This is a genomic window from Massilia sp. UYP32 (genome assembly GCF_050434365.1).
GTDB lineage: Bacteria > Pseudomonadota > Gammaproteobacteria > Burkholderiales > Burkholderiaceae_D > Telluria > Telluria timonae.
The window spans coordinates 111,022-123,481 of sequence record NZ_JBNDIK010000022.1; the positions used below are offsets into that span (position 1 = coordinate 111,022).

Annotated in this window: 12 protein-coding genes; 7 read left to right on the forward strand and 5 right to left on the reverse strand. The window is 63.6% G+C overall.

Annotated features, from left to right (window positions below; translation table 11 throughout):
• Nucleotides 1-4: 4 nt before the first annotated feature.
• Nucleotides 5-1,189, reverse strand: a complete 1,185-nt coding sequence (locus tag ABIB42_RS18120; protein WP_273035546.1) for a PilT/PilU family type 4a pilus ATPase — start codon at nucleotides 1,187-1,189, stop codon at nucleotides 5-7.
• A gap of 153 nt (nucleotides 1,190-1,342) precedes the next feature.
• Here ABIB42_RS18120 and ABIB42_RS18125 point away from each other — a divergent pair, with 153 nt between their 5' ends.
• Nucleotides 1,343-2,284 (forward strand): hydrogen peroxide-inducible genes activator, encoded by a 942-nt coding sequence (locus ABIB42_RS18125; protein WP_429248747.1) that lies wholly within the window; start codon nucleotides 1,343-1,345, stop codon nucleotides 2,282-2,284.
• Here ABIB42_RS18125 and ABIB42_RS18130 read toward each other — a convergent pair.
• The 3 genes from ABIB42_RS18130 to ABIB42_RS18140 form a co-directional block, all read right to left on the reverse strand.
• Complete coding sequence (locus ABIB42_RS18130) at nucleotides 2,262-3,932, reverse strand: mechanosensitive ion channel family protein (RefSeq protein WP_429248755.1); 1,671 nt, start codon at nucleotides 3,930-3,932, stop codon at nucleotides 2,262-2,264. The genes ABIB42_RS18125 and ABIB42_RS18130 overlap by 23 nt on opposite strands.
• A gap of 223 nt (nucleotides 3,933-4,155) precedes the next feature.
• The gene (locus ABIB42_RS18135) at nucleotides 4,156-4,728 is read right to left on the reverse strand and encodes a PEP-CTERM sorting domain-containing protein (protein ID WP_429248748.1); all 573 of its coding nucleotides are present in this window, start codon (nucleotides 4,726-4,728) and stop codon (nucleotides 4,156-4,158) included.
• A gap of 29 nt (nucleotides 4,729-4,757) precedes the next feature.
• Nucleotides 4,758-6,260 (reverse strand): PhoX family protein, encoded by a 1,503-nt coding sequence (locus ABIB42_RS18140; protein ID WP_005668086.1) that lies wholly within the window; start codon nucleotides 6,258-6,260, stop codon nucleotides 4,758-4,760.
• A gap of 309 nt (nucleotides 6,261-6,569) precedes the next feature.
• On the opposite strand from ABIB42_RS18140, the gene ubiA reads away from it, so the two are divergent.
• The 5 genes from ubiA (at nucleotide 6,570) to ABIB42_RS18165 (ending at nucleotide 10,775) form a co-directional block, all read left to right on the forward strand.
• The gene (gene ubiA, locus ABIB42_RS18145) at nucleotides 6,570-7,424 is read left to right on the forward strand and encodes a 4-hydroxybenzoate octaprenyltransferase (RefSeq protein WP_429248749.1); all 855 of its coding nucleotides are present in this window, start codon (nucleotides 6,570-6,572) and stop codon (nucleotides 7,422-7,424) included.
• A gap of 44 nt (nucleotides 7,425-7,468) precedes the next feature.
• A complete protein-coding gene (locus ABIB42_RS18150; RefSeq protein WP_005668083.1) occupies nucleotides 7,469-7,789 on the forward strand; it encodes a DUF883 family protein in 321 nt (106 codons plus the stop codon).
• A 1-nt stretch (nucleotide 7,790) separates the two neighbouring features.
• On the forward strand, nucleotides 7,791-8,171 hold the full coding sequence (locus ABIB42_RS18155; protein WP_429248750.1) for a phage holin family protein: 381 nt from the start codon (nucleotides 7,791-7,793) through the stop codon (nucleotides 8,169-8,171).
• Nucleotides 8,158-8,457 carry a hypothetical protein gene (locus ABIB42_RS18160; RefSeq protein ID WP_219862629.1) on the forward strand — a complete coding sequence of 100 codons (300 nt, stop codon included), beginning with the start codon at nucleotides 8,158-8,160 and terminating at the stop codon, nucleotides 8,455-8,457. The genes ABIB42_RS18155 and ABIB42_RS18160 overlap by 14 nt, the downstream gene beginning before the upstream one ends.
• Nucleotides 8,458-8,525: 68 nt before the next feature.
• Nucleotides 8,526-10,775: an alpha-glucosidase gene (locus ABIB42_RS18165; RefSeq protein WP_429248751.1), complete on the forward strand. Its 2,250-nt coding sequence runs from the start codon at nucleotides 8,526-8,528 to the stop codon at nucleotides 10,773-10,775.
• Between the two features lie 149 nt (nucleotides 10,776-10,924).
• Here the strand turns inward: ABIB42_RS18165 and ABIB42_RS18170 are convergent, their stop codons facing one another.
• The gene (locus tag ABIB42_RS18170) at nucleotides 10,925-11,734 is read right to left on the reverse strand and encodes a DUF6624 domain-containing protein (RefSeq protein ID WP_429248752.1); all 810 of its coding nucleotides are present in this window, start codon (nucleotides 11,732-11,734) and stop codon (nucleotides 10,925-10,927) included.
• Between the two features lie 114 nt (nucleotides 11,735-11,848).
• Between ABIB42_RS18170 and ABIB42_RS18175 the strand changes: the two genes are divergently transcribed.
• Nucleotides 11,849-12,265 (forward strand): hypothetical protein, encoded by a 417-nt coding sequence (locus ABIB42_RS18175; protein WP_429248753.1) that lies wholly within the window; start codon nucleotides 11,849-11,851, stop codon nucleotides 12,263-12,265.
• Nucleotides 12,266-12,460 lie beyond the last annotated feature (195 nt).

A 12,460-nucleotide genomic window follows, 5' to 3' on the forward strand; every position in this document is an offset into this window, starting at 1 on the left:
AAAGTCAATGTTTCGGAGGTTCGTCGTCGGGTTCTTCCTCGATCGCCATCGACAGCTCGGCCGGCCGCGCGGCAGCGGCGCCCGGCTCTCGTCGCTCACCCGACAGCTTGATCTGCAGGCGCAGGCCGTTGGCCGAGTCGGCATTGCGGATCGCCTCGTCGTAGGCGATCAGGCCCTTGTTGTACAACTCGAACAAGGCCTGGTCGAAGGTGCACATGCCCAGTTCGCGCGACTTGTGCATGATCTCCTTGATGTTCTGGAAGTTCCCTTTGAGGATCATCTCGCCGATGGTCGGCGTGTTCAGCAGGATCTCGATGGCCGCCTTGCGGCCCTTGCCATCCTCGGTGCGCACCAGGCGCTGCGAGACGATGGCGCGCAGGTTCGACGACAAATCCATCAACAGCTGATTGCGCCGCTCCTCCGGGAAGAAGTTGATGATCCGGTCCATCGTCTGGTTGGCGTTATTGGCGTGCAGGGTGCCCAGGCACAGGTGGCCGGTTTCGGCGAAGGCGATCGCATGTTCCATCGTCTCGGTGTCGCGGATCTCGCCGATCAGGATCACGTCCGGCGCCTGGCGCAGCGTGTTCTTCAGCGCGTGATGCCACGACAGGGTGTCCACGCCCACTTCGCGGTGCGTCACCAGGCAATTCTTGTTCTTGTGGACGTATTCCACCGGGTCTTCCACCGTGATGATGTGGCCGGCCGAGTTGCTGTTGCGGTAGTCGATCATTGCCGCCAGCGTGGTCGACTTGCCGGAACCGGTGCCGCCCACCACCAGCACCAGGCCGCGCTTGGTCATCACCACGTCCTTGAGCACCTCGGGCAGGTCGAGCTTTTCGAAGTTGGGAATCTCGGACGCGATCGTGCGCACCACCATGCCCACGCTCTGCTGCTGCACATAGACGTTGACGCGGAAGCGGCACACGCCCGGCAGGGAAATCGCAAAATTGCACTCCATCTCGGCCTCGAACTCGGCGCGCTGGCGCTCGTTCATGATCGACAGCGCCAGCGCGCGCGTGACTTCGCCGGTCAGGCGCTGCTGGCTGAGCGCCTTCATCGCCCCCTGGTGTTTAATGCTTGGAGGAAAGTCAGCCGAGATGAAGAGGTCGGAGCCGCCCTGGTGGTGCATCACCGTCAGCAGCTTGTGGATATAGGCCTGGGCTTCCGCCGGGCCGAACGTCGAAGACATGCGGGCCTTTCAAAAATTGCAGTGGTGTAGCCTGCCGGGCAATTATATCGACTATGATTCTCGTTAAACTATTATTTCATGGCTAAAACGGGTGTGCCGCCCCGGCCCGCTTCCCGGCGCCGGCCAGGGTGCGCTACCCTAAACACATAAAACATGACACTGACCGAGCTGAAATACATTGTCGCCGTTGCGCGCGCCAAACACTTCGGCCATGCCGCCGAGGCTTGCTTCGTGGCCCAGCCCACCCTGTCCGTCGCCATCAAGAAGCTCGAGGACGAGCTGGGCGTGACCCTGTTCGAGCGCGGCGGCTCCGAAGTCTCCGTGACGCCGCTGGGCGCCCAGATCGTGGCCCAGGCTGAGCGTGTGCTGGAGCAGACCGCCGCCATCAAGGAGCTGGCCAAGCAGAACAAGGATCCGCTGGCCGGCCCGCTGCGCCTGGGCGTGATCTACACCATCGGGCCCTACCTGCTGCCGCCCCTGGTGAAGAACCTGATCGACACCGTGCCGCAAATGCCGCTGGTGCTGCAAGAGAATTACACCCACAAGCTGCTGGAACTGCTGCGCCAGGGCGAGCTGGACGCCGCCATCATGGCGCTGCCGCTGCCCGACCACGGCATGTCGGTGCAGCCGCTGTACGACGAACCCTTCATCGTGGCCATGCCGAAGAGCCACCCCTGGGCCGGCCGCAAGGAAATCTCGGCCGAAGACCTGAAAAGCGAAACCATGCTGCTGCTGGGCGCCGGCCACTGCTTCCGCGACCAGGTGCTCGAAGTGTGCCCGGAAATGGCGCGCTTCTCGGCGCCCGGCAACGGCATGCAGCGCACCTTCGAAGGATCGTCGCTCGAGACGATCCGCCACATGGTCGCCAGCGGCATCGGCCTGACCGTGCTGCCGCGCGCCTCCGTGGCCGACCTGCAGGACCCGAACGGCCTGCTGACCTATGTGCCCTTCCTGCCGCCGGCGCCGTCGCGCCGCGTGGTGATCGCCTGGCGCAAGAGCTTCACCCGCCGCGCCGCGATCGACGCGGTGGTGCGCGCGGTGGGCGAATGCCACCTGCCGGGCGTGGACATGGTCACGCTCGAGGCGGCGGCATAGTCTTATCCAGCGTCACCAGGCCTGCATCCTCTCCCCCCTCGCCAGGACCACCCGGCTGTTCCCGGGCGCCGGTCTGCTCCCGCGAAAACACGATCTTCTGGGTCGGGAAGGCGAAGGGGATGCCGGCCACTTCCAGCCGCTCGTGGATCTTCAGCAGCAGCGTCTCGCGAATGATGACCTGGGTGTCGAACTCGCTCACGTTGATGTACGACCAGACATCGATGTTGAAGGCCCGATCGTTGATGCTGCCCAGCCGCGCGCGGTGGCCCTCGGCCATGTTCTTCTCTTCCGTCAGCACCTGCTGGACGATGACGATCGCCTCCTTCAGCTTGACCGACGGGGTGCCGAGCGGCACCGCGATGGTCGGGTTGAACAGGAAACGGTCGCGCGCCGCGAAGTTCTCGATCTGGCGCGCCGACAGGTCGCCGTTGGGGATGGTGACGACGGTGCGCTCGCCGGTACGGATGCGGGTGGAGCGGATGCCCACGTCCTCCACGGTGCCGACCACGTCGCCCACCTTGACGAAGTCGCCCACCTGCAGCGGCTTGTCGGCGATCACGGTGACGCTGCCGACCAGGTTCTCCACCGTCTTCTGGGCGCCCAGCGCCAGCGCGATACCGCCGATACCCAGCGCCGCGATACCGGTCGTGACGTCGATGCCGAAGGTGCCGAGGATGGCGACGGCCGAGAATGCCAGCAGCAGGATCTTGGCGGCGCGGCGCGCCAGCGTGATTACGGCCACCACCTGGCGCCGCTGGCTGCGCTGCATGCGCGCGGTGGCCAGCTCGGCGACCGCATCGATCAGCCGCAGGCCGAACCACACCAGCGCGATGACCGAGACGATGTCGGTATAACGCAGCAGCGTCGTACGCGCGACGATCGACACCGGCAGTTCTTCGGCCCAGTTGTAGAACAGGGCAACCGCGATCAGCAGGCTGGCCGGCGGCAGCGCCGCCTCCATGAAGCGCACCAGGCCATTGGCGCCCGCGTCGGGCACCAGCTTGCGCATGGCGGCGACGATCAGGGCCGCCACCATCCACAGTCCGCCAAAGAGCAGCACCCCGAGCCCGACCAGCATCGCCCAGTCCTTCAGCGGCGCGCCGGCGACGACGAGTTCATTCTTGTCGGGCGCCTGCACCACCGGCTCCTGGCGCGCCGCCTGCGTGACCTGGTCGATCGTCTCGCGCGACACGCGCCAGACCTGATGGTCGCCGTCCTGGCCGCGAGTCAGCAGGATCGGCACCTTCCTGTCCTGGATGGTCAGGACGCCGACGTTTTCCTGCTCGGCCGGCAAGTCGTCGTCGATCTTGCCGATCGCCTCGTTCGACAGCGCGACGAACGGCGACAGCGAACCGCCGTTGTCCAGCAGCGCATGGAAGTTGCGCGCCTGGGTAATGGCGTTGGTGCGCTGGCGGTTGCTGCCGGCCGGGATATCGAGGTACTGGGCGGCGCGATCGTAATCGGGCTCGGCCAGGGCGGAAATCAGGCCCGACACCATCGAGCGCGGCGTCTCGCGCTTGAGCGGATCGGGAATGACTTCCTCGGCGGGCGGCGCTTCTTCGGCCTGGCCGGCAGCGAAAGCGGTCGATGACAGTGGCGCCGCCAGGGCGATCAACAGAAGAAACAGGAAACTGAACGAAGCACGCATAAGCAAGTCGACTCCTCTGACTGGGCATCTGGCTGATGCGGAACAAAAACAAGGCTGAAAATGAAAACGGACATCCTATGTCCGCTTTCAAGCAAGTCTAGCATCCGGCTGAGTCTGCCCCTCGCACTATTGCCGTGCTTCTACGTTCATTTCACCGCCAATCCCGCCCAATGGGCGGCAAATGCCCGTTCTTCGCACACTTGCGCGTCTACGCTATCGGTTTTCAATCGCGCTTGCGACGGCGCGCCAGCAGCAGGCCTGCCATCAGCGGCAGCACCATGGCCACGGTCGACGGTTCCGGCACCTGCGCCACGATGGAGAAGGTGTCGCCCGCCGACAGGCCGCTGGTATCGAGCAGCCAGTCGCTGCGGCCGTCCAACAGGGTCGGATTGCCGAACAGGACGTCGGCCGTCTCGCCGTTGGCGAACTTGATGACGGCGTTGTTGCCCGAGTAGCTGGCCGCGGCGCCGGAGAACGAGGACACGCTGCCCGCGCTTGCGTAGCCGATGCCCTGCAGGCCGAAGTTGAACTGGTACATCGACAGACCCACCAGGTTGCGGACGATGGCGCTGAAGCTCAGCGGGCCGGCCAGGTCGGCTTCTTCCAGCACGAAGTTCAGGGTAGTCGTGCTGAAGTCGCGCAGGTCGAGGTCGAACGACACCACGCCGGCTTCGCTGTAGTCGGTCACGGGATTGGCGCCGCTGCTGCTGGTCAGCACGACGGCGCTGGCGGAGTGCGAAAAGGCCAGCGCGCCCAGGGCGATGGCGGAGGCGGCGACGAATTTGTTCATGCTCATGGTCGTTTTCCTTTTATAAGAAGCGGCGGTTACAGCGGACCCTTGGCCCACGGACCCGAGATCGCGAAGGTCACGCCCGGGGTCTGGATGTTCACGAACAGGTAGCGGCCGGTCGGGTCGAAGCAGGCGCCGGCGAATTCGTTGCCGCGCCCGTCGCCGGCGAGCGAAGTCAGCTTGCCGGCGCCCTGCAACTGGGCCGCCGTCAGGTTGATGTTGTTCTTGGCGAAGATGTAGGCATCGCCCGCGCCCGTCAGGCCCATCAGGCGCTGGCCGTAGCCGAAATGGTCGGTGATGGCGCTCGACGCGTCTTCGCAGATCAGGATCGCGTTGCGCGGGCTGACCGTCAGGTTGTCGCCCATATTGCCCACCAGCTGGCTCGGGCTCGAATAGATGCACTTCAGGGTCTGGCGCGCCAGGTCGAGTTCCCAGATCGCGCCGCGGTTGATGTGACCACCCGAGGTGTCCATCACGTACATCTTGCCCTGGGCGTACCAGATGCCTTCGCCGCGGTTCATGCGCAGCGCGCCTTTCATCCAGCCCTGCACGAAGGGGCCGGCGGCGTTGTTGATGGTCTCGCCGCCCGGGCCGACGCCGCTGCCGCGGTTGGCGTCCGGATTGGCGATCGGCACCCACTCCAGCTCATACGTGTCGTCGACCGAGGCCACCGCCAGGTTGACGTTGTTGCGGCCCTTTACCTTGGCCATCTCGAGCACGCCGCCCATGGCCAGCGAGCCGGGCGCGCCGGTCTTCACATCCGGGATGTAGCGGTAGAAGCCCGACTTGCCCGAGGAATCCTCGGTCAGGTAGACATTGCAGTTGCTCGGGTCGACGGCGGCGGCTTCATGCGCGAAGCGGCCCATGTTGACGATCGGCTGGCCGCTGACCTGTTGCGGATCGGCCGTCACCTCGAACACATAGCCGTGTTTCTTGCCGCCGGCGCTGACCGTGTCCGAACCGACCTCTTCGCAGGTCAGCCAGGTGCCCCAGGGAGTGATGCCGCCGGCGCAGTTCTGCTGGGTGCCGCCCAGGCTCGGGGTCATGCTGATCCAGTCGCCGTCGCGGAACACCAGGTTGGTGGTGCCGCCGCAGGAACGGTTGCCCGAACTGCCGCTGACGTTACCGGTGTCATACAGGCCATAGGCGTTGATGAAATTGACAGCGGCGCTGCCGCTGATTTCATGATTGCGCACCAACACTTGCTCCGTATTGCGACCGACCTTGCGCGTGACGATCACGCCCATGCCGTCGTGGCCGCCCGGGCATGGACGGCCGTCGCTCATGGTGTCGCCGCGCCAGCCATAACTCTTGTAGCTGAAGCCCGGCGGCAGTTGCAGCAGCGGCAGGCCGGTGGAGAGGTCGTTGACCGGAGCGATCGGGCCATACGGGCTGTCGACCAGGGCGGTCGCGCCATTGGCCGCGAGCGCTTCGCGGGCGTGCAGCGCGGCGAAGGCGCCGACGAAAGGCAGCGCGGAGGCGCCGGCCATGCCCTTGAGCAAGTTGCGCCGCGAAGGCGACATATCGTGTTCGTTCATCGAGATGCTCCAAAGAGTAGGAATCGAGCCGGTGGTCCGGCGTCTGGTGTCGTTGGCCGCGCCCACGCATCGGGCCCGTCCTGTCCCGCCACCCCCGGCAGGACCGATGCATTAAAACAAACAAAAATGTCAAATTCATGACGACAAAAAGACAACAATCATGTATTCGCCACGCATTGAATACATCGCGTTGTCATGCACGAGGGATGGCGCCCGTATGGACGGGGACGGAATGGGCGCGCACGGATAAACCGGCTAGAATCGCTGTCTTCTGCTCAACAATTCTTGCCTGTCAAGACGCGATTCACCATGAACAAGCTGGCGCTCTACTTCCGCCTGGTCCGGGCCGACAAGCCGATCGGCATCCTCCTGCTGCTGTGGCCTACCCTGTGGGCGCTGTGGATGGCGTCCGGCGGCGTGCCGGACCTGCAGGTGCTGGCGATCTTCGTCGTCGGCACGGCGCTGATGCGCTCCGCCGGCTGCGCCATCAACGACTACGCCGACCGCGACTTCGACCGCCACGTCAAGCGTACGGTCGACCGCCCGCTCACCAGCGGCAAGATCAGCGGCAAGGAAGCCGTGATGGTGGCGGCGGTGCTGGCCATCGTGTCCTTCCTGCTGATCCTGCCGCTGAACGCACTGACCAAGCAGCTGTCGGTGGTGGCGGTAATCGTGGCCGGCACCTATCCTTATTTCAAGCGCTTCTTCGCGATTCCCCAGGCCTATCTCGGCATCGCCTTCGGCTTCGGCATCCCGATGGCCTTCGCCGCCGTGCAGGACCAGGTGCCGGCCGTGGTCTGGTGGCTGCTGGTAGCCAATGTGTTCTGGGCCGTGGCCTACGACACCGCCTACGCCATGGTCGACCGCGACGACGACCTCAAGCTCGGCATGCGCACCTCGGCCATCACCTTCGGGCGCTTCGACGTGGCCGCGATCATGCTGTGCTACGGCGCCTCGCTGGCGATCCTGCTGCTGTGCGGCTGGTCGCTGGGCCTGCGCTGGTGGTTCGTGGGCGGGGTGGCGGTGGCGGGCTGCATCGCGCTTTACCACTACACCCTGATCCGCGATCGCGACCGCATGAAGTGCTTCAAGGCGTTCCGCCACAACAACTGGCTGGGCGCCGCACTGTTCATTGGTGTCGCGCTCGACTATGCATTAGGTTAATATTGTCCAAAAGGCATTCACCCACCACACACAAGAGGCCCAAGATGATCGAAAAAATCCCGACCCAGACCGGCACCCGCGACCAACTGGTCAGCGACCTGAAGACCGTGATCCACGACGCCGAATCCTGGCTGCGCAACGGCGGCCAGCTGACGGGCGAAGAGCTGAAAGCCGCCAAGGTCAAGTTCGAGCAGACCCTGGCCTCCGCCAAGACCAGCCTGATCCACGCCGAAGAAACCGTGGTCGAGCGCACCAAGGTCGCCGCCAAGGCCACCGACGAGTACGTCAAGGACAATCCGTGGAAGTCGGTCGGCCTGGGCGCAGCCGTCGGCGTCGTGATCGGCATGCTGATCGCGCGTAAATAAAATGACGATCTCCGCGACCGTCGGAAGGATAGGATCCAACCTGCTCGCCATGGTGCGGACCAGGTTGGAACTGGCAGCCGTCGAGCTGCAGGAAGAGACGCACCGGCTGATCGGCTATCTGGCCTGGGGCGTCGCGGCCGCCTTTTTCGCAGTGGTCGCGGTGTTGCTGGCGATCCTGTTCGTGCTGGTCCTGTTCTGGGACACCCATCGCCTGCTGGCGATCGGCGTCATGACGGGGCTGTTCGCTCTGGGCAGCCTGCTCGCCTTCTTCAAGGTGCGCGGCGACCTGGCAACCCGTCCGCCGCTCATGGCCGCCACGCTGGCCGAACTGCGCAAGGATGCGCAAGCCGTCAAAGGAGAGCCGATCGATGAGCAGCAATGACACCCTGGCGGCGCGCCGCCGCCTGCTCGCCGCCCAGTGCGCCGAACAGCGCGCGCTGATGGCGCACGACGTGGCGCTGCTGCGCCATCCGGCCGAACTGGGCGGCGCCCCCGGCTACGTGGCGCAGCACAAGACCGCCGTCCTGGCCGCCGCCGGCCTGGGACTGGGCTTCCTGATCACCAAGCCGAAGTGGGTGGTCGGCGTGGTGACCGGCGCCCTGTCCGCCTACAAGCTGGCGCAGAAGGTATTGCCGGTGCTGGGCTGGAGGAAGTTCGAGATCCACTGATCCGGTGCGCGTGAACGCGCCGACCGGGCCGCTGTCCAACCGGACGAGCGACCACGGTTGGAGGCATCATGCGCACACGAATCCTGCGGCCAGTCCTGGCGCTGACCTTCCTGGCACTGACCTTCCTGCTACCTCTCTCGGCGGCGGCCATGCAGGCGCAGTCGCCCGACGCGCTTGCGTCGCGCGTCGACGGCGCCTATCGCGTCGGCGCCTTTTCCCTGTCCTTCACCAATAACGGCTTGCGCATCGGCCATGCGGCCGAGCCGGCGCGCATCCTGTGGGCCAGCGTGCCCGGCCGCGCCTTCCTCGGCGCCGCGCAGGGGCAAGCCGACGTCCGCCAGTTCGGCACGCCCGACGGCTCCTACCGCATCGACGACAAACTGCTGGCGCAATGCCTTGCCCAGAGCATCGATGCGCTCGAGCGCGCGGCCGACACGCTGGTCGTGCGTGGTAGCCTGAGCGGTCCGGGCTGTGATGTGACCTACCGCCTGGCGTTCGACGCGGCCGGAGTCAACCAGCTGCGCTTTCGCCTGCAACTCGACGGCCCGCAGGCCGTGCAGCTGAACCGCAGCTACCTGCGCCACGCCTCGAGCGCCGATGAACGCTACTTCGGCCTGGGCCAGCAACTGACCTGGTTCGACCAGAAGGGCAAGACCATCCCGGTGCTGGTGCAGGAACACGGCGTCGGCCGCGGCCTGCCCGGCTTCACCCAGCTGTTCGACCTGCTCGAAGGCGGCGGTGGCGGCAGCGAGGTGTCCACCGGCGCGCCGGCGCCCCACTACCTCAGCAGCAAGCTCAACTCGCTGTTCCTCGAGAACACCGAGTACAGCATCTTCGATTTCCAGCATCCCGAGCGGGTGGAAATCAAACTGTTCACGAGCGCGATGACGGGCCGGATCCTGTATGGCCGCACGCCGCTCGAGCTGATCCGCGAGTACACGGCCTATACCGGCCGCATGCCGCCGCTGCCGGACTGGGTCGGGCGCGGCGCCATCGTCTCGGTGCAGGGCGGCACCGATGAGGCCAATAAAAAGCTCGATACCTTCGAACGCGCCGGCATTCCGCTCGCGGGACTGTGGATCCAGGATTGGTCGGGCGTGCGCGTTACGAACGCCGGCAAGCAGCTGTGGTGGAACTGGGAGCTGGATGAAAGTTACTATCCACGCTGGGACGCGCTGGTCGACCGGCTCGCGCGCCTTGGCGCCCGCATGCTGGTCTACATCAATCCTTTTCTTAGCACCGAGGCCGGCCACGACAGCCTGTACCAGCAGGCGCGCCAGGCCGGCTATCTCGTCAAACGCCAGGACGGCACGCCCTACCTGATCCGCAACACCAATTTCGATGCCGCGCTGGTCGACCTCAGCAATCCCGAGGCACGCACCTGGATCAAGAACGTCATCAAGAACGAGCTCCTCGGCCACACCCGCGCTTCCGGCTGGATGGCCGATTTCGGCGAGGCGCTGCCGTTCGATGCGGTGCTGGCGGACGGTAACGATCCCGCCGCCTGGCATAACCGCTATCCCGAGGAATGGGCGGCTGTGAACCGCGAGGCGATGATGGAGGCTGGACGCGAAGGCGACGTCATCGCCTTTCACCGTTCCGGTTTCACCCGCAGTCCCGGTCAGGGCACCCTGTTCTGGCTCGGCGACCAGCTGCAGACGTGGGACGGCTACGACGGCATCCGCACCGCGATCGTCGGTATGCTGTCGGGCGGCGTGTCGGGCTACAGCCTGCTGCACAGCGATACCGGCGGCTACAACGCCTTCGGCCTGACGGTGCTCGGCCGGCAGGTGCCCGTCATCGCGAGGAACAAGGAATTATGGATGCGCTGGGTCGAGCTCAATGCGTTCACAGGCGTGCTGCGCACCCATGAGGGGCTGAATCCGGCCATCAGCTGGCAGGTGGATAGCGATGCTGACACCCTTGCCCACTTTGCGCGCATGAGTAAGATTTTTCGGGCGCTGGGTTTTTATCGGCAGGGGTTGATGCAAGAGGCGGCGGAGAGCGGTGCGCCGCTGGTGCGGCATCCTTTTCTGGAGTTTCCATCTGACCAGAATACCTACGCGCTGCGCTACCAGTACATGCTGGGGTCGGACTTCATGGTGGCGCCGGTGGTGACGCGCGGCGCGCAATCGGTGCGGCTGTATCTGCCGGCTGGGACCTGGATTGAACTCTGGACAGGCGAACCTTTTGACGCCGGTGCGGGCGCCTGGACCGAGGTGGCGGCGCCCTTTGGCAAGCCGGCAGTGTTCTACAAAGCCGGTTCTGCCGCGGGCGGGCGCTTGGTTACGGCATTGAGATTAGAAGGACTCTATTGAGTATCCTTGACTACTTGGAGCGCCCGTCGATTCTGAGGTTGCATGAAAGCGACCTTCGAATGCACTCAGCCGTTTCGAACGTCTGCTATCGGCCAGAAGCGGCCTTTCACATTAAACCGTACGCAGCGCAGTAGCAACGCCGCTCTGTCTTAGTTCGATTGGTACATCTGCTGCATTTGCTGCAGTTGGACCTCCATCGGCGGCAGACCCATCGTACGGCGGCGCTCGTCCAGGCGAGCCGGGTCTTCAACCAGGTAGAGCTTAAGGGGCATGACTGACTCGTACTGAGTGCCGTACAGTTGTGCTTTGCCGTCACTCTTCAGTACACGGTCTTCCAACATCGCAAGATCGGATGCCGGCATCTCACCGCGCGAGACCGCTTCGCGTAGCAACGGCAGGTAAGTTCGTTGACTCGCCGAGTCAGCGTGCTGGAGGACCATGAAAGCATTCTTCGCATAGGCAGCGCCGGCGAAGCGCATGCCTGGCCAGCCATAGCGTTTTATGATTGATGCCAAGCGGGTCATGTTGGTCTTGTCGATCGCTTCCTGGCGCACCCAGTCGTCCCTGTTCAAGTGCGCCGGGTTGGCGCGGATTGACTGATCGGACGCGCCCATCGCCTTCAGGTCCTCCAGTGCCTGCGCTTGGTCGGCGTCAAGTTCCTCTGAACGTAGGGTCAATTCGTCGCCATATAAAGTAATCGGAGTCGTGTTCTCCATAATCATGGTCAACTGCACATGTCCACTGGCATGGAAACCCTCAGCCGTCCAGACCTGATTGATCGCGTCGACCCTCATCTGGCGCTGCCCCTCGCCAGGCAGTAGAACTAAGCCTGCGATCTCCTTTCCGTTGGCGAACAGCGAGATAGTTGTGCGACGTGGCTTGGGTGAGTCAGCGGCGAAACTAGTGCCAGAAAGGCAGAGAAGGACCACTAGCACGGTATAGCGAGAAATGAATTTCATTAATTAGACTCCTTTTCTAGCTGAGTCTATCAGGGCGCGATGGCAACAAATCTCACTTAATCTAACCCGCCATTACCGGCAGAGTGACAGCCTGATGTATGAAAGGAATACCTCATGAAGTTCATTATTCTTGTACTAGCTCTACTTTATGGATCTGAGGTTATGGCCTGCAGCTTAGATCCTAGGGTTTACGATTTAAAAGCCTTCCTTGCAAAATCAAAGAACGGTGATGTCGTATTCACTGGGCGTGTAGTTTCTGTAACTACATCTGAGGATGGGAAAGCGCACAGGATTACAGTGAAAGCTGAGAGGTGGTGGAGAGGCCATCCGCGGGAAAACGTGGTTGTGCTCGGCAGGACTGGAACAATGCTCGGTACAAGCTGCGAGGGCGTTTTTGATTTTAGCCCTCCTGTCGACTCCACCGTACTTATCGTTGGGGAAGAGAGAGGAGCGGAAATTCATGCGTTGCTTCCCATTAGCGGCAAGATAGATACGGAGCAGCTGCCGCAAGAGCTAAAAGATTCTCGCTGACAAGACAGTTCTAAATTGAGCGATGTCTGAGCGGCCGGACGTTTACGACCTTGCGGGACCTGTCAGAAATTCTGTGTGCGGGGCCAGAATTCGTAGTTAGATGTTTAGTTCCGTGCGATCATTTTCCTCGTCGTAGCTGGCCTTTGTTCCGTGCAAAGGCTATGCTCGACGACTTGATTGCTGGATTCAGCAGTC

Coding starts and splice junctions, on each gene's coding strand:
- ABIB42_RS18130 (WP_429248755.1), bottom strand. CDS start 3,932: ATGCGTGCTTCGTTCAGTTTCCTGTTTCTTCTGTTGATCGCCCTGGCG.
- ABIB42_RS18155 (WP_429248750.1), top strand. CDS start 7,791: ATGACGATCTCCGCGACCGTCGGAAGGATAGGATCCAACCTGCTCGCC.
- ABIB42_RS18165 (WP_429248751.1), top strand. CDS start 8,526: ATGCGCACACGAATCCTGCGGCCAGTCCTGGCGCTGACCTTCCTGGCA.
- ABIB42_RS18150 (WP_005668083.1), top strand. CDS start 7,469: ATGATCGAAAAAATCCCGACCCAGACCGGCACCCGCGACCAACTGGTC.
- ABIB42_RS18135 (WP_429248748.1), bottom strand. CDS start 4,728: ATGAGCATGAACAAATTCGTCGCCGCCTCCGCCATCGCCCTGGGCGCG.
- ABIB42_RS18120 (WP_273035546.1), bottom strand. CDS start 1,189: ATGTCTTCGACGTTCGGCCCGGCGGAAGCCCAGGCCTATATCCACAAG.
- ABIB42_RS18170 (WP_429248752.1), bottom strand. CDS start 11,734: ATGAAATTCATTTCTCGCTATACCGTGCTAGTGGTCCTTCTCTGCCTT.
- ubiA (WP_429248749.1), top strand. CDS start 6,570: ATGAACAAGCTGGCGCTCTACTTCCGCCTGGTCCGGGCCGACAAGCCG.
- ABIB42_RS18125 (WP_429248747.1), top strand. CDS start 1,343: ATGACACTGACCGAGCTGAAATACATTGTCGCCGTTGCGCGCGCCAAA.
- ABIB42_RS18175 (WP_429248753.1), top strand. CDS start 11,849: ATGAAGTTCATTATTCTTGTACTAGCTCTACTTTATGGATCTGAGGTT.
- ABIB42_RS18160 (WP_219862629.1), top strand. CDS start 8,158: ATGAGCAGCAATGACACCCTGGCGGCGCGCCGCCGCCTGCTCGCCGCC.
- ABIB42_RS18140 (WP_005668086.1), bottom strand. CDS start 6,260: ATGAACGAACACGATATGTCGCCTTCGCGGCGCAACTTGCTCAAGGGC.